Source organism: Lysinibacillus sp. RU7 (assembly GCF_057837305.1).
This window is the reverse complement of record NZ_JBYQFK010000023.1, coordinates 34513-51474: the sequence shown is the minus strand read 5'-3', so window position 1 is coordinate 51474 and position 16962 is coordinate 34513. Positions and strand designations below refer to the sequence as shown.

At 41.9% G+C, this 16962-nt stretch carries 17 protein-coding genes; 11 read left to right on the top strand and 6 right to left on the bottom strand.

Annotated elements, in window-relative coordinates; genetic code table 11:
- The first annotated feature begins 6 nt into the window (after positions 1–6).
- On the top strand, positions 7–1140 hold the full coding sequence (locus AC3II9_RS15995) for a sensor histidine kinase (protein ID WP_489157030.1): 1134 nt from the start codon (positions 7–9) through the stop codon (positions 1138–1140).
- Positions 1137–1742, top strand: coding sequence for a response regulator (locus AC3II9_RS15990; RefSeq protein WP_489157028.1), 606 nt, complete (start codon positions 1137–1139; stop codon positions 1740–1742). Before AC3II9_RS15995 ends, AC3II9_RS15990 begins: the two co-directional genes overlap by 4 nt.
- Positions 1743–2163: 421 nt before the next feature.
- Here the strand turns inward: AC3II9_RS15990 and AC3II9_RS15985 are convergent, their stop codons facing one another.
- The 6 genes from AC3II9_RS15985 to AC3II9_RS15960 form a co-directional block, all read right to left on the bottom strand.
- Positions 2164–3609, bottom strand: coding sequence for a tryptophanase (locus tag AC3II9_RS15985; protein ID WP_489157026.1), 1446 nt, complete (start codon positions 3607–3609; stop codon positions 2164–2166).
- A 166-nt stretch (positions 3610–3775) separates the two neighbouring features.
- Complete coding sequence (locus AC3II9_RS15980; RefSeq protein WP_489157024.1) at positions 3776–4744, bottom strand: proline dehydrogenase family protein; 969 nt, start codon at positions 4742–4744, stop codon at positions 3776–3778.
- A gap of 55 nt (positions 4745–4799) precedes the next feature.
- Positions 4800–5558, bottom strand: a complete 759-nt coding sequence (locus AC3II9_RS15975) for an ABC transporter permease (protein ID WP_489157023.1) — start codon at positions 5556–5558, stop codon at positions 4800–4802.
- A complete protein-coding gene (locus AC3II9_RS15970; protein ID WP_489157021.1) occupies positions 5555–6277 on the bottom strand; it encodes an ABC transporter ATP-binding protein in 723 nt (240 codons plus the stop codon). Before AC3II9_RS15970 ends, AC3II9_RS15975 begins: the two co-directional genes overlap by 4 nt.
- 125 nt (positions 6278–6402) lie before the next feature.
- Entirely contained in the window at positions 6403–7701 is a 1299-nt protein-coding gene (locus AC3II9_RS15965) for an ammonium transporter (RefSeq protein WP_489157020.1), read from the bottom strand.
- A gap of 14 nt (positions 7702–7715) precedes the next feature.
- On the bottom strand, positions 7716–8057 hold the full coding sequence (locus AC3II9_RS15960; RefSeq protein ID WP_489157018.1) for a P-II family nitrogen regulator: 342 nt from the start codon (positions 8055–8057) through the stop codon (positions 7716–7718).
- Between the two features lie 818 nt (positions 8058–8875).
- On the opposite strand from AC3II9_RS15960, the gene AC3II9_RS15955 reads away from it, so the two are divergent.
- The 9 genes from AC3II9_RS15955 to AC3II9_RS15915 all read left to right on the top strand — a co-directional run bounded on the left by AC3II9_RS15955 (position 8876) and on the right by AC3II9_RS15915 (position 16673).
- On the top strand, positions 8876–10345 hold the full coding sequence (locus AC3II9_RS15955; RefSeq protein WP_489157016.1) for a nicotinate phosphoribosyltransferase: 1470 nt from the start codon (positions 8876–8878) through the stop codon (positions 10343–10345).
- A gap of 25 nt (positions 10346–10370) precedes the next feature.
- On the top strand, positions 10371–11198 hold the full coding sequence (gene nadE, locus AC3II9_RS15950) for an NAD(+) synthase (protein WP_489157014.1): 828 nt from the start codon (positions 10371–10373) through the stop codon (positions 11196–11198).
- A 109-nt stretch (positions 11199–11307) separates the two neighbouring features.
- On the top strand, positions 11308–11640 hold the full coding sequence (locus tag AC3II9_RS15945; protein ID WP_489157013.1) for a hypothetical protein: 333 nt from the start codon (positions 11308–11310) through the stop codon (positions 11638–11640).
- A 269-nt stretch (positions 11641–11909) separates the two neighbouring features.
- On the top strand, positions 11910–12566 hold the full coding sequence (locus AC3II9_RS15940; protein WP_489157011.1) for a nitrous oxide reductase accessory protein NosL: 657 nt from the start codon (positions 11910–11912) through the stop codon (positions 12564–12566).
- A gap of 57 nt (positions 12567–12623) precedes the next feature.
- Positions 12624–13904, top strand: coding sequence for a right-handed parallel beta-helix repeat-containing protein (locus AC3II9_RS15935; RefSeq protein ID WP_489157009.1), 1281 nt, complete (start codon positions 12624–12626; stop codon positions 13902–13904).
- A complete protein-coding gene (locus AC3II9_RS15930) occupies positions 13901–14350 on the top strand; it encodes a nitrous oxide reductase accessory protein NosL (protein ID WP_489157008.1) in 450 nt (149 codons plus the stop codon). The genes AC3II9_RS15935 and AC3II9_RS15930 overlap by 4 nt, the downstream gene beginning before the upstream one ends.
- On the top strand, positions 14347–15162 hold the full coding sequence (locus AC3II9_RS15925; RefSeq protein ID WP_489157006.1) for an ABC transporter permease subunit: 816 nt from the start codon (positions 14347–14349) through the stop codon (positions 15160–15162). The genes AC3II9_RS15930 and AC3II9_RS15925 overlap by 4 nt, the downstream gene beginning before the upstream one ends.
- The gene (locus AC3II9_RS15920; RefSeq protein WP_489157004.1) at positions 15159–15857 is read left to right on the top strand and encodes an ABC transporter ATP-binding protein; all 699 of its coding nucleotides are present in this window, start codon (positions 15159–15161) and stop codon (positions 15855–15857) included. The genes AC3II9_RS15925 and AC3II9_RS15920 overlap by 4 nt, the downstream gene beginning before the upstream one ends.
- A 45-nt stretch (positions 15858–15902) precedes the next feature.
- A complete protein-coding gene (locus AC3II9_RS15915; RefSeq protein ID WP_489157002.1) occupies positions 15903–16673 on the top strand; it encodes an alpha/beta fold hydrolase in 771 nt (256 codons plus the stop codon).
- The last annotated feature ends 289 nt before the right edge of the window (positions 16674–16962 follow it).

Here is a 16962-nt window from a genome sequence, read left to right as displayed (position 1 = left end):
GATTTTATGCAAACTTGGTATAGTATCATTCCGAAAAGTCCTTGGCTTAGTATTTACATATGGATTATTTTTTGTATTATGCCGTTCTTCTTTATCGTACGAGCGTTCAGTCCGCTCTATGTAGGGCTCGGCATTGTGCTCATTTTGCTTTATTTTTTATGTCATAAGTTTTCGTTTCAATCGAAAAATGGGCTTGTGTACATGTGGCTTAGTTTTCAAATGGTGCTCAATATCGTGATGACGTTGCTATTCGGCTATATTTATTTATCGTTATTTACAGCGCTTTTCATCGGCAATATCCGTCAAACAGTCGGTTTTTATATTATGTATGGTCTTCATATTGGCTTTACGGTGTTGTCGATTGTAGCGGGGTATTTTATTTTTCTTGAACTATTTTTATCGCAGACACCGTTCATCATCATTGCGGTCATCGGGGTTGTGTTACTGCCATTTACATTATATACACGCAATAAGCAGGAAAATTTAGAAAGCGAGCTCGAAACAGCGAAGGATCGTATTTCAGAGTTAATCATTCACGAGGAACGTCAACGAATTGCGCGAGATTTACATGATACACTCGGTCAAAAATTATCGATGATTGGTTTAAAAAGTGACTTGGCGGCTCGGCTCGTTGAAAAGAACCCACAACAAGCGATTAGTGAAATAAAAGATATTCGTCAAACCGCGAGTATTGCGCTAAAAGAGGTACGTGAATTAGTCGCGGATATGCGAGCAGTTAGACTAGAAGAAGAGCTATTTCGTGTGGAACAAATTTTACGAGCAGCAGAAATCAAGTTCGAGCTTATTGGCGATCCGCAAGCGATTCAAATGCCGGTACTAGCAGAAAACGTGATAAGTATGTGCTTAAAAGAAGCGGTGACGAATGTCGTCAAGCATAGTCACGCGAGTAAATGCATTGTTGAACTTGTGCGAAATGAAAACGTATTTATGCTGGTTGTCAAGGACAATGGCGTAGGCTACGAGGAAACATTCGCGTTAAATGGCAGTGGATTGAAGGGGATGCGCGAGCGAATTGAGTTTTTAAACGGATCGGTAGACATAAAAAAAGCTCAAGGTACAGAGCTCATGATTTGTATACCTGTTACGATTACACATCAAAAGGGAAGTGAAGAAGTATGATTCGAATTGTCATAGCAGAAGATCAAGGCATGCTACTCGGGGCTATGAAATCACTACTTAGTTTGGAAGAGGATATGGAAGTTGTGGGCCTTGCGAGAAACGGTGAAGAGGCGATTGAACAAGTACGTACATTGCGCCCTGATATTTGTATTATGGATATCGAAATGCCGGTCAAAACAGGGTTAGATGCAGCGGAAGCGTTAAAAGATGAAACATGCAAAATTATTATTTTAACGACATTTGCCCGTCCAGGTTATTTTGAACGTGCACGAAAAGCAGGTGTGCGCGGTTATTTATTAAAGGATAGCCCAATTGAAGAGTTGGTAAATGCCATTCGCATTATTGTGGATGGGCGTCGTATTTATGCACCAGAGTTAGTTGACTTTGTGTATGAAGATGATAGCGAAAATCCGTTAACAGAACGAGAGAGCCAAGTGTTGGAGCTTGTCGCAGAAGGCAAGACGACGAAGGAAATCGCAGCGGAATTGTTTTTATCAGCAGGGACCGTACGCAACTACATTTCCACAATTTTAGATAAACTAGGTGTAGGTAATCGAATTGAAGCCATTCAACGCTTTAAAGATAAAGGGTGGAATAAATAGTACAGCAGAGGATAATGCCCCTGCTGTTTTTTTATTAGGCTTTGTGTTGAAGAGGGAGCGAGCAAAACGAGTGTGTATGCGGTCAAAAAGGAAGTGTAAGCGAGCAAAAGGTCCCCGTATCCGAGCAAAACAGGCTTGTATGCGGTGAAAACGAGGGTGAGTGAGCAAAACGCAAGGTTATCCGAGCAAAACGATTGTGTAAACGAGCAAAAGGTACCTGTATCCGAGCAAAACAGGCGTGTATGCGGTCAAAACGAGGGTGAGCGAGCAAAACGCAAGGTTATCCGAGCAAAACGAGTGCGTATCCGAGCAAAAGAAAGCCATATCCGGTCAAAAGGTCCCCGTATCCGAGCAACATACAAAGTGATCCAGTCAAAACAAAAAAACGGTAGAGAACACCTCTCTACCGTTTACTGTTCAATTATAGGCTATCGCCGAAATCTTCGCGGAATTTTGCGGCTAGTTGTTCTGGCCAATCTGTGACAGCATCTAATTTACCGAAGAAGAAGCGTAACACAGATGGTTCTTCTACGAATGCCATCCCGCCGATTAACTCGCGGTTGTCATATAGCCAAGCGATGCGGTCTACAGCGTATTTTACTTGCGATAATGTGAATACGCGGCGCGGCATTGCCATACGTACTAATTCCATATGAGATAATGTTTCGTTACCGTTTTCATCGCGTTGCTCAGACATCGTCCCGCGCTCCATCCCGCGTGCGCCACTTGCGATATAAATAGCAGCCGCTAAAGCACCAGCTGGATATGCTGTTTGTGGCACGTGTGGTAAGAATCTAGAAGCGTCGATATGACAGCCTAAACCACCAGCAGGCGTAACAACAGGTACACCTTTTTTCTGTAATTCCTCTGACATATAGGCGATAAATTGAGGACCTTGTGAAATGTATTGCTCATCCATTGTTTCTTCAAGACCTACTGCGATCGCTTCCATTTCACGTACCGACATCCCACCGTATGTTAAGAAACCTTCGTATAATGTGATGTACTCGCGCATTAATAAGTAATCTTCTTCGCTATTTGTACAAATACCACCACCACGAGCGAAACCTAATTTACGTGCAGAGAAATACAGAATATCTGCTTGATCGGCTAGTTCACGTGTGATTTCACGGATGGATTTGTCCTTGCAAGATTCTTCACGCTCTTTAATGAAGTGTAAGTTATCTGCTAATAAACTAATATCGTATACAAGTTTCAGATTGTACTTATTACATACCGCACGTACTTGCTTTAAGTTTTCAAGTGAGTGTGGTTGTCCCCCAATTAAGTTCGTGCCTGACTCCACACGGATAAAGGCGATTTTATCTGCACCGCGCTCTTCGATTAACGTTGTTAACTTTTCGATATCCATATCTCCTTTAAATGGATCTTCGGATACTAAGTTTAATGCTTCATCTTTAAATACTTCTTCTACCGCACCGCCGTTTAATGTTACGTGTACTTTCGATGTTGTGAAGTGGTAGTTCATCGGCACTGTTGTGCCTGGTTTGACGTACACTTGTGAGATGATGTTTTCACAAGCACGACCTTGGTGTGTTGGTAAGAAATACTTTGTCCCGAAAATTTCTTGGACTTTGCTTTCTAATTTTGTGAATGTCGCTGAACCAGCATAGCTATCGTCTGCTTCTAGCATCGCGGCTTGTTGACGGTCAGACATCGCATTGACACCGCTATCTGTTAGCATATCCATGTAAACGTCTTCATTTTTTAATAAAAACGTATTATAACCCGCTTCTTTCATCGCTTTTACGCGCTCTTCCACAGGTGGTAAGTTTAATTTTTGTACGATACGTACTTTGTGCATTTCTAATGGGATCGTTTCGCCAGAATAAAATTTAATTGTCATCGTTTCTTTTCTCCTTTAACGCTTCAATGCTTTGATGCGTCGACGTAATGAATTACCAACTATTGTACACTAAGAAAGAGTTATATTGTTGGAAAATTCAGTTTTCTAAAAATAACAAAAAATGAAGGCTTCCGAAATTTTCGGATAACCTTCATTGGTTTTATTGTTATTTGCGTTTGGATAAGCGGCCTAAAAGGAAGGCGCCTGCTGCCACTGCGAGTAATGTGTTTGTTTTTTTGTTAAACACTTGTTTTGTGACAAGGTTGATATTTTGCGGACGCTCTGCAAGACGGCGCATAAAGTAGCCGTACCAATCTTCACCGAACGGTACATACGTACAGAAACGATAGTGGTTAGCAAGTTCTTTTTGCATGTCTGTACGGAAACCGTAGAGCATTTGGAATTCAAACTGATCGTTTGGAATGTTGTGGTCAGCTACGAATTGTTTCACATGGTGAATAATATTGTGGTCATGTGTCGCAATGGAAGTGAACTTACCATGTAATAAGTGGTATTCGATTAACTCTAAGAAATTGATATCGATATCTAGTTTATCTTGGTACGCCACTTCTTCGGATTCCTGATAAGCGCCTTTGACGATGCGAAGGCGACAGTCTTTCAACTGCTCGATGTCTTCTTTGGAACGGAACAAATACGCTTGAATGACCGTTCCGACATTATCGAATATTTTGTTTAATTCTTTTAACATATCGAGTGTTGGTTGGAGTCGCTCGTAATTTTCCATATCTAAATTGACGAAAATATGATACTGCTCGGCATACTCCACGATTTCGCGTAAATTGTCATAGCAAAAATCGATGTCGATATCTAAGCCTACTTGAGACGGTTTTACTGAAATATGTGCATGTAATCCGTATGTGTGAATGGCGTCAATGACGTCTAAAATTTCATCTTTTGCTTTTGTTGCAACGGTTTCATCAACAACGAATTCACCAAGTCGATCAATCGTTGCTTCAATGCCACTTGCGTTTAATTTTTTGACGCTATCAATCATTTCTTGTACGTTTGTCCCTGCTACAATACTTTGTGCGCCTAACTTTAAGCCGTATTTTTGAGCCGCTGTGTTGAGCAGTTCGTTTTCCGATAAGTTCATAAATACATCCCGTAATACCATCTAGAACCCCTCGCTTTCTTTCCCTAAATTATAACATATTAAGGTATAGCGCCTGCTATTTTTTCAACACATCGATTCGCTGCATACGCTCGTTAAATAATGTTGGATAGACGAGGAAGCCTAAAATCACACTTGCTAATGTTGCGCATGTTAATAACGCAAAGATAATTAAAATTTGGAATTGTACCGCTTGTACGGGATCGGCACCCCCGATAATTTGACCACTCATCATACCAGGGAGCTGAACAAGCCCAATTGTTTTTTGTGCTTCAATCGTTGGAATCATGCTCGCCTTAATCGCGCCCATTACATGACGATGTACCGCTTGTTTGGGTGTACCACCAAGCGATAAAATCAGTTCGATTTCATCTTCATTTGATTCAAGCTCTGCACGAAAGCGGTTCAAAAATAATACCGAAAGCACCATGGCGTTGCCGATCATCATTCCGCTAATTGGGATAATGTACTGCGGTGTGGCAGGGACAATCTTCAGTCCAAGTAGTACACCTTGTGTGACAAGTTCGACCGTGATTAATGTGATGGCGATTTTCCATGTAATACCGGGAATGCCCACGCCTTTTTTTCGGGCATTTAACGTAGCGACGACAATCATCACCGTAATCATCAGCAAAATATAGATGAGACTATCTGTTGCAAAAATAAAATGCAATACATAACCGATGGCGAGTAGCTGAATAATGGAGCGCACAGTGGCAACTGTAATATCTTTTTCGAGACCGAGCTTCAATGTTTTCGATAAGACAAATGGAATGAGGACAAAAATCAAAGTCAGCGAAAGTGTACTGTACGTCATCGTGCACCTCCACGTAAAAACTGCTGAATCGCAGGAATATCGGAATGCTCCAGAATAGACACATCCCCACTTGCGATAAGTTTGCCGTCTTGCATAATCCAGGTGAAATCGCTAAGTGTCCGCGCTTGTTCAAGATTATGTGTAATCCACACAATTGTGACACCATATTTACGATTAATATGTAAAATGAGCTCTTCAATTTCTCTAGTGGAAGTAGGATCAAGTGCAGATGTAATTTCATCGAGCAATAAAATATCAGATTGATTCACAAGTGTGCGCGCGATGGAGAGACGTTGCTTCTGTCCACCTGATAGTTCTGTTGCCTCGCGTGTTAAAAAAGAGGCATCTAAATAGACGTCCTCTAAAAAAGAGATGGCTTCCTCTTGGGGCAACGTCTTTTGTTGTAATTTTCGTGGTAGTGCTAAATTTTCATAGACGCTCGCTCGAATAATAGGGGAGCTTTGCAGTACGATGCCCACTTTTCGCCGTAAATGTGTCGGTTCGTATGTATGAATGGCTTGCCCTTCGATGATAAGCTCTCCGACTGTAGGCGCAAGAAGACCGTTGCACATTTTGAGTAGGGTTGTTTTGCCAGCACCGGAAGGCCCGACAAGTGTTGTAATGCGTCCTTTATTAAAGGTACCGGTAATGTTTTGCAAAATCACCCGGTCTTTCACCGAAAAGGAAAGATTCTTTAGTTCGATTGCTTGTTCTGTCATGCTAATGAAGTCTCCCTTAATCTTTTTTTTCATTATAACCCAAAAAAGTGCAGACGAAGCTTAGGGGAACTTCGCCTGCTCTTGACAACTTGATGAGGGGATCAAGTTTTCGGGTAATGAAAAAGCTACACTTGTTTTTCTTTTACGTGTGTCCCGAGTGTTGTTAAGCGTTGGGCAAATGTATCGCTTTTACCACTCAGACCGCGGAATACATCTTGTTGGAATTCGTAGGCGTGTGAGCCGTGTTCAGCTATATCTAGGCCTTCAATTTCCTCTTCGCGTGTGACGCGTAATGGGACAAATAATTTAATCATGCTTAAGCTCACGGCTACTGTAACAGCCGTCCATGCGCTCACAGCTAAAACACCGATTGCTTGCACGCCTAACAGTGTTGCACCGCCGCCGTATAGTAAACCGCCGCCACCCGCGACGTCAAATAGACCGACAGCTAACGTACCCCAAATACCGCACAGCCCGTGAACGGCTACTGCACCAACTGGATCGTCCACTTTTAGCTTCCATTCAATGAAGCGCACACCTTCTACTAAAATGACCCCCGCTAGTAAACCAGTAATGATGGCACCTACTAAGCTTAAGTTCGCAGCACCTGCTGTAATACCAACAAGCCCAGCTAATGCCCCGTTTAATGTGAGGGAACCATCCATTTGCCCATAGCGGAATTTTGTATAAAAAGCTGTTGCAACAATGCCAGCTGAAGCAGATAAAAATGTGTTGGCGATAACGCTAGGGACGAGTGCTGGATCGGCTGCTAATGTGGAAGCGCCGTTAAATCCAAACCACCCTAACCAGAGAATAAAGACGCCTAATGCACCGAGAGGAATGGAGTGACCGGGAATAACATTGATTTGTTTGCCTGCGTATTTCCCTAAACGTGGACCGATCATCGCGGCTGCTACTAATGCACCGACTGCCCCTGTTAAGTGAACGACCGTTGAACCGGCAAAATCGATAAAGCCTAATGCTGTTAGCCAGCCGTCACCTTGCCACACCCAGTGACCAACAACAGGATAGATAAATAAAGTCATAATGACAACGATGACGATATAAGCGGAGATATTTGCGCGTTCTGCAACAGCGCCAGAAATGATGGTTGCACATGTTGCGGCAAACATAGCTTGGAAGACGAAGAGGGCGATATCATCTACACCTTGTAAGGCGAAACCAGAAGTACCGATAAATCCACCAGCCGTATCACCGAACATGATCGCATAGCCTGCTAGGAAATAAACGATACCGCCAATTGAAATGGTCAGTATATTTTTCATTAAAATATTGATGGCGTTTTTCGAACGTGTAAAGCCTGCTTCGACCATGGCGAACCCAGCATGCATAAAGAATACTAAAATAGCACCAAGCATTACCCAAACTAAGTTAATTGAAAGTTCTAACGCTTCCACTGTCATATTAATCTCCTCCTTTAATCAATGGCCACAGAGCCAACTTCTTTTGTACGAATACGAATGGCCTGCTCGACGGGGTAAATGAAAATTTTACCGTCGCCGACTTGACCTGTGCAGGCGTCCCGTAAAATCACGTCTACAATTGCTTGCACTTTTGCGTTATCTACTATCATTTCGAGTTTTAGCTTTTGTGAAAATTCCATTGAATATTGATTACCGCGGAATAGTGCTGTGCGTCCTTCTTGACGACCACAGCCTGCGATTTCAGAAATACTTAGTCCGTCGATGCCTTCTTGTGCTAAGCCTTCACGTACCGCAGCGAAAACTTCCGGACGGATAATGGCTTCAATTTTCTTCATGCTCAACAACTCCTTGTGTTAGGTTAATTAACATGTTAAAGGGTATGGATGTGGAAATCAATAGTTGTATGTAATAAAAACTAACATATATTTTCGATGGGATTTATCGCATTGTGAGATATAGCGATCAAATGTTGATGGCATGAGGATGAAAAAGGAAATGTAGGTAGAGGGAGTCGTAGTGAATGGATGTTTACATGAAAATATGTAACTCATAATGAGCAAATGTAAAAATACATATTACCATTTCTGTAACCGTTGCTTTCCGCTCCGGCACTCGCTTTCCACGGGCGAGATCAAGCCTCCTCGTCGTTCGTACCTCGCTCCTGCGGGGTCTTGATTGTCTCGCTTTTCCCGTAGGAGTCTCGTGCCTCCGCTACAAGCAACTAGTGTTTTATAAAAAGTAAGTTGCTAAAAAACAATAAAAAACCTCATAGATTACAGGGGCTAGGGGACAATATGTGCAAATGGAAAGAAAATGATTTCTTTTAGAGAAGAGAAATATTTTGCTAGCAACATCGAGAAGTATTCACTTTTGCCGTAGCGCGCCATAGCCACAGGAGCCGGAACAGGAGATCCAAACAGGCCGCGCCTGTTTTAGCTCCTGTGAAGGCTGTGGCAAAGCGCGGAGGCTACGATACCACTTTAGCTTAATATCTTTTATTGCCCTAATGGTATTTTTAGGATGTATTTTTGCTCATTACGAGCATGTAACAAAAACTTACAATCGGAAGTGGGCTGAGATGTTTCATGCCTCGTAACGGATTAAATGGTGTATACTAGGACTAATTATGTTTCGGAAGAAGGGACTTTTTTTAATGAAAGCAAGATATGAAGACGATAGCTTAACACTGCACACAGATTTGTATCAAATCAATATGGCGGAAAGTTACTGGGCGGAAGGTATCCATAATCGGAAAGCGGTATTTGAGCTGTATTTTCGTAAATTGCCATTCGGGAATGGCTATGCGGTATTTGCAGGACTGGAGCGTATGCTCGACTATTTAAAAAACTTCCGCTTTACAGCATCGGATATCGCTTATTTACGTGAAGAACTAGGTTACAAAGAAGATTTTTTAAATTATTTAAAAGATGTTCGTTTTACGGGCTCGATGTACTCGATGGTAGAGGGAGAGCTGGTCTTTGCGAATGAGCCGATTGCCCGTATTGAGGCGCCGTTAGTGGAAGCGCAGCTAGTGGAGACGGCCTTGTTGAATATTGTTAATTTCCAAACGTTAATCGCTACAAAAGCGAGCCGTATTAAACAAATTGTAAAAGATGAGGTAGCGATGGAGTTTGGTACGCGTCGTGCACAGGAGATGGATGCAGCGCTTTGGGGAGCACGTGCAGCCGTAATTGGTGGCTTTGAATCGACGTCGAATGTTCGAGCAGGGAAACGTTTCGGTATACCAGTAGCCGGTACACATGCCCATGCACTTGTCCAAGCATACAAAAATGATTATGATGCGTTCCATTCGTATGCCAAACGTCACCGTGATTGCGTATTTTTAGTCGACACATACAACACATTAAAATCGGGTGTGCCAACTGCGATTCAAGTAGCGAAGGAATTAGGGGATCAAATCAATTTTATCGGGGTTCGTTTAGATAGTGGCGATATTGCCTTCTTATCCAAAGAAGCCCGTCGTATGTTAGATGAAGCAGGATTCCATGATGCCAAAATTATCGTCTCAAATGATTTAGATGAGTATACGATTTTAAACTTAAAAGCACAGGGCGCGCGCGTCGATATGTGGGGCATTGGGACAAAGTTGATTACCGCTTACGATCAGCCAGCTTTAGGGGCTGTATATAAAATGGTGTCGATTGAAAATGAAAAAGGTGAAATGGAAGATACGATTAAAATTTCTGCCAATGCTGAAAAAGTAACGACACCAGGATTGAAGCGTGTTTACCGTATTATTAACAAAACAAATGGCAAATCAGAAGGCGATTATATCGCGATGGCAGATGAAAATCCGCAGGCAGAAGAACATTTAAAAATGTTCCACCCTGTGCATACATTTGTCTCGAAATTTGTGACAAACTTTGAAGCGAAAGATTTGCATGTTGAAGTCATTAAAGACGGTAACATTGTGTATGACAATCCATCGCTGTGGGAAATGCGCCAGTATGCATTTGATAATTTAGAATTATTATGGGACGAATATAAACGTTCACTCAACCCGGAAGAGTACCCGGTTGATTTAAGTCAAAAATGCTGGGACAACAAAATGCTTAATATTCAAGAAGTACGTGAAATGGTTGAAGTGATGGAAAAACGATAATTTGAATAAAAAGGAGCGGTGTGTGATGTCGAATCTACAAAAGCGAATTATCGAAGAGTTACATGTATTACCGAAAATTAATGTAGAAGAAGAAATACGTAAATCCATTGATTTTATGAAGGCATATGCAAAAAAACATAGCTTCGTAAAAGGCTTTGTATTAGGTATTAGTGGTGGACAAGATTCCACTTTAACAGGCAAGCTTGCCCAATTAGCGGTGAATGAACTAAACGAAGAAGCGGGCGAAAAGAAATATGCATTTATGGCCGTACGTCTCCCGTATGGCGAGCAAGCGGATGAACAAGACTGCCAAGATGCGCTTGATTTCATTCAGCCTGATCAAATTTATACCGTGAATATTAAAGACGCGGTCGATGCGAGTGTTCGTGCGTTAGCAGACGCGGGTGTTGTGCTAAGCGACTTTGCTAAAGGGAATGAAAAGGCGCGAGAACGCATGAAGGTACAGTTCTCGATTGCAGCGATGAATAGTGCTGTTGTCCTTGGAACAGACCATGCAGCAGAAGCAATTACAGGGTTCTTCACAAAGTTTGGGGATGGAGGCGCGGATTTAATGCCGATTTTCCGTTTAAATAAACGCCAGGGCAGACAAATTTTAGCGCACCTCAACTGTCCTGAACATCTTTATTTGAAAATACCGACAGCCGACTTAGAGGAAGAACGACCATCCTTACCAGATGAAGCGGCGCTTGGGGTCACGTATGAACAAATTGATGATTATTTAGAAGGAAAAGAAATCCCAAAAGAAGCACGTGAAGTGTTAGAGGGGCATTATGTACGTTCGCAGCATAAGCGCCACTTACCGATTACTATATTTGATGATTTTTGGAAATAAATAATGACTTTTTGCCGTGCTAGAAAAAATCTAGTGCGGTTTTCTTCATTTATAGGAATATTTGTCGATACAAATACCTAAGAACAATGGAGAATGGAGGGGTGGTACAATGAGAACATCACGTGTCAGTATGGCCGCATCAAGCACCTATCGCAATGCGAAACGCTATTTAGAAACGGAAGAAGCGTTTACGCTATTTAATGATGGCAGTTCACTTGAGCATTTTAATGAGCAACAGCAAAAAAAGCAAAAGAAGCAGAAAAAAACACCGGCCGCTAAACCCGTGCTCGTCAATAAAAAACAGCATGTATTAATTAAAGGGATTCAATTTGATGCAGATACAGTGACGATAGTACGTAATCACTTATTGCACCAATCGCTCAACGTTAGCTACCTTAACAATATGAAACGTCGTCATCATACGTACCGTACGTCTATATAATCACCTGGACCATTTGTGTTTAGGTGATTTTTTTTATTTTTAATGTTAAACGAGCAAAAAGGTATACTATCCGGTCAAAACTCGGCCGTATCCGAGCAAAACGACCGGCTATCCGAGCAAAACGAAGGGGTATCCGGTCATAAAAAGGATAAAAAATGGAAATATTTATAAAAAGTTTTTCAAACATTTCACATCAACTTTCATTTTATTTCACAATTACCTAGTAAAGTAATAAGCAGATAGGACATGAATGAAAAGGGGTTTAAAAGATGAAAAGATTTAAACATGTACTTGTAGCAACAGGTATCGTAATGGCGCTGGCTGCATGTGGCAATGAAGAAGTTTCCAAAGAAGAAGAGACAGCAGCACCACAAACAGAAGTAGAAGAAGATGCATCGACAATCGTTAAACAAGAAGAAGTAGCATCACTAGTGGACCCACGCTTACAAGAGCCAACAGAGGATACAATTTGCGAAATGTGTGAGATGAAAGTGTACACAAAAGAGCATGAACTCGGTGTATTCTCAGCGCAAGCAATTAAAGCAGATGGTTCGATTGCTTTCTATGATGATATCGGTTGTTTATTAAATGCTGAACTCGCAAACAATGAAGAAAACGATAAATATGTACGTGACTACAACACATTAGATTGGGCTTTAGTAGAAGATGTGACAATCGTGAAAACAGAAATAAAATCACCGATGAACTGGGGTTACATCTACTTCGTGGACAAGGCTGATGCGGACAAATACATCGAAGAAAATCCAACAGCTCATGTAGAAGAGCTACAAACAATCAAAGATGCGGCGAAAAAACGCCGCGAAGAAAAGATGAAAAAAATGGCTGAAGAAGGTTCAACAGATATGAATCATTCAGATGAAGGTCATATGGATCATTCAACAACGGAAGAAGGCAATAATAATTAATCCGAGGCGACTAGAAGAATTTCTTCTAGTCTTTTCGGCGTTATGTGAGGTGAGGGCATGAAAAGAATCGTTTGGTTGCTTTTGTTATTGTGCATCACAGGCGCATCGACAGGAGCCGCGCAAGCCGTAGATTTGCAATCGCGAATTGATGCAGCGGAAGAAGGAAGTGTCATCCAGCTTGAAAAAGGTGTATACGAAGGAAATGTTGTCATCACCAAATCCGTCTTTTTAGAAGGGGAGAACGGGACCGTTATTAAGGCACATGCGGATACCCCAGCTATTTTGATTGAAAACGCCAGTGATGTCGCTGTTCGCGGTATCGACATTGAAACACTCGGGGCAGGGATTACAGTGCGCCGCTCGAATGAGGTCAAGCTTTCCAACATTAACATGCGCGGTGTGGATACAGGGATTCAAGTGTATAATTCGCAACAGTTGCTATTCAGCTCTCTTCTGATTGAGGGAAACACGAAGCATTATGCGAAAAAGGGAAATGGAATTGGAATTTATAATAGTGCCTCGATTGAACTGTTCGAAAACACGATCAATTCCGTACAAGACGGCTTTTATATTGAAGGTGTACAACATATTACGATTCACGAAAATACGGTGACGAATAGTCGTTATGGCACGCATTTTATGTATAGTGAGAACGGTGATATTCGTCACAACGTGTATACACAAAATGTGACGGGGCTCATGGTGATGATGACGGAAAATATCCAGGTGAAACAGAATGATGTGTCTTATCAGGATGGCTTTAACGGGACAGGGATTACATTATATGATACGAAAAATACAGTACTCCAATCGAATCGCATTGAGGGCAACCGTATTGGGGTAAGTGTGCAAAAAACAACAGATGTAGCGCTAGTGGAAAATACGTTTCACATGAATCAAACGGCACTGGAATCGGTCCGTTCAGAAGAGTCGAATACAGCGATGCAAAATCAGTTCATTGGCAATCTTGTCAATGTCCGGTCGGATCAACAAGGGTTGCGTTTAGTAAACAATTATTATGATGATTATAGCGGCATTGACTTAGACGATAATGGGACAGGAGACGAGGCATATGTTGCGTTGCAAAGCTTTGGGCAATGGATGGTACGAAAGCCGGTGTATCAATATTTCATTGAATCCCCGAGTGTCGTGCTACTCAATACGATTGATAAACAAACGAACACCACATCGAAAGTGTTGCTCGTCGATGCATCGCCTGCAACAATGAAAAATCAAGGACACACAATATCGTTACAGCTGCAGTTACCGCAACTTGTGATCGGATTATTATTACTTATTGGATGTATAGTCGTATATAGAAGGAGTGTCAGAATATGAAGTGGAAATGGTTAATCTTAACGGCAGTATTGTTACTTGTGGGGTGCTCAGAAAAAGCGTATGAGCCAAAAGAGGTAAATCCAGAAACCGATATTTGTAAAGTATGTAATATGAGTATTGCGCATGAGGACTACGCAGCGCAACTTGTGTTTAAAAATGGAGACTATGAAATGTTTGATGATATTGGTTGTTTAATGGAGTTTTTAGAAGGTACGGAAGAATCGGAAGTGGGCGCGATGTTTATGAAGGATATGACGAACAACAAATGGGTGGATGTCAAAACAGCTACATATATTTACTCAAAAGATTACTGGACACCGATGAACTACGGTGTGCTAGCGTTTAAAACGAAAGAAGAAGCAGAGCAATATATGGCGAGTGAAGGCGACGGGGAAATGCTAGCGTTTGATGAGTTGAAAACATTTAATTGGGGCGTTCATCATTGATTCAACGTATGTTCATCACACTTGAATGGCGACAAATGCTTCGTAGTAAATGGCTGTTACTCGTCGCACTTTTATTCGCAGTTGTCTTTGTGGCCATCGTGATGATTCAGCAAATGGCGTTACCTGATGTGGAAGGATTTACACGTCAAACGGCATCCTTTTTAAACTTATTATTATTTTTACTGCCGCTTTTTGCACTAACAATCGGTAGTATGAGCATCGCGGGGGATATTGAATCGGGCTGGTTTTCGTTATTAAAAACATATCCGCTCACACTTTCACAATATATTATCGGGAAATTTATTGCCCTATGTGGTGCATTCTTCTTTATTATTGCGTTTGCGTTTGGTGTGGTGCTGTTACTTGGTGGTGTGTTAGGCGGCGTACGTTTACCGCTCGCTTTTGTTGTGTTAGCTCTTTGTTTAATCGTCATTAGTTCGGCATTATCGATTTTTATCGGGAGTGTCGCGAAAAACCGGTTATATGCGCTGGCGATTTCGCTTGTCGTGTGGGCATTATTATTGCTCCTCCTATCGTATATGTTAATGGCGGTTGGCACGATTGTTGCTGGGCATGTATTGCAAAAGCTCACGATTGTGATGATGCATATTAATCCAGTGGAATGGCTCCGCTTTGCCTACTTTGTGTTAGCTGATCAAGCAGCAGTACTTGGCCCAACGTATTACGATATCATCGCATTTTATGAATCAGGGCTAGGGATAGTTGTCTTTACTGTCGTGACCGTCGCATGGGTCGTCGTACCGCTTATGGCTAGCATGTATGTGCTACGGAAAAATGGGGTGAAGAAATGATTGTACAAGCGCAAGGATTGAAGCAAGTATACGGGAATGGGCGCGGTCTACATGAAGCGACATTTGATATTCCAAAAGGGCGTATTATTGCACTGGCAGGTGGTAACGGGGCAGGGAAAAGCACGCTCATTCGCATGCTGACAAAGCAAGAAATGCCGCAGCAAGGGCAGCTCATTTGGCATGAAGCGAAACCGATTCGCTATATGCCGGACGATGTCGACTTTCCGAATACATTAACAGCGGCAGAAGTGTTGAAGCTATTAGCCTCGTTAAAGAAAGCAAAAAAAGAAGAGCAACACCATGTCTTGAAACGAGTGGGGTTATTTGAAGTACAAAAACAAACAGTACGCCACTTTTCAAAAGGGATGCGCCAACGTCTCAACTTAGCGCAAAGTTTACTTGGCGGGGACGGTTTACTCATTATGGATGAACCGACGAATGGACTGGATCCGTACTGGATTGCAGAACTCAAAAATATTATTCGGTCAGAAAAAGAACGCGGGAGTACGATTATTTTTTCTACACATATGCTGTCGTTTGCGGAGCAACTAGCGGATGATGTCATCGTTTTACATGAAGGCTCGGTGCTCGTAGCAGGGGAGCTGCAACAATTATTACAAGAACATGGCTTCACGGAGTTAGAACAATTATGGTTATCGAAAATTGGGTTAAGTGAAGTACAACCACACCAATAATTTTCACCTATACAATCCATACTAGGCTTTGAGGTGAACGATTCTATGCCAATGTTAGATATAAAAGGAAGTCATATGTATTATACGGTCAAGGGTGAGGGGATACCGATTGTGTTGATCCATCCACCGTTACTGACAAGCGCCAATTTCATGTATCAAGTAGAACAGTTATCGAAAAAGTATAAAGTCATTACATTTGATATTAGAGGGCACGGCAGAAGTGTCTATTCCAAACAACCGCTCACCTATTCGCTCATTGTAGAAGATATGATTTGCTTATTAGATGCGTTACAAATCGAGAAAGCGTTTATCGGTGGTTATTCAACAGGTGGCACGATTACGCTCGCATTTTTATTGGCACATGCGGATAGGGCATTGGGAGGCATTGTCATTAGTGGGCTGTCAGAGGTGAAGGATGTCCGGCTAAGGCAACGTATATCGGTGGCGGTAACATTAGCGAATCGTAAGACACTGCCTTTTTTATCACGTGTCATTGCACGGAGCAATGCGAATAATCGACAAATGTTTAGGCAACTGCACGGAGAAGCGATCTGTGGTCATGCGCCGAATATTAGGCAATATTATGAGTATATTGTGAAGTATCGTTGTACGAGCGAGCTTCAAAACATTCGGGTACCTATTTTGCTTGTCTATGGGACAAAAGATAAAGCGTTTCATCCGTATGCCCGTATGTTACATGAAAAGCTACCATCTAATGAGTTGGTTTTTTTAACAGTACATCATCAAATTCCGACAAAGGCAGCGACTACATTAAATAACGAGATCGATGCGTTTATTTGTAACAATAGCGTTTAGAGGTAAGCGTTGTATGGAATTGTATATGCCTTAAAGGGGTGTTCAGAAAGGGAAATCTGTCTGAACACCTTTTTTAAATGACTCACCTAAAAGTTACAAAAACCCCCCTCTTTCCCTGTAAACTGCGTATTTGCCCAACGGTTTCCGACTCCCATCTGCTAAGCAACTTCTATATGATAAGAAGGAGGGGCATGTATACGACGGGGTATAAGTTGTATTCCACAAGTGTTTTCGTTATGCTTACATTAGTTTGAAAAATGCAAAAAAATGTTATTTATCGCTGAGGAGG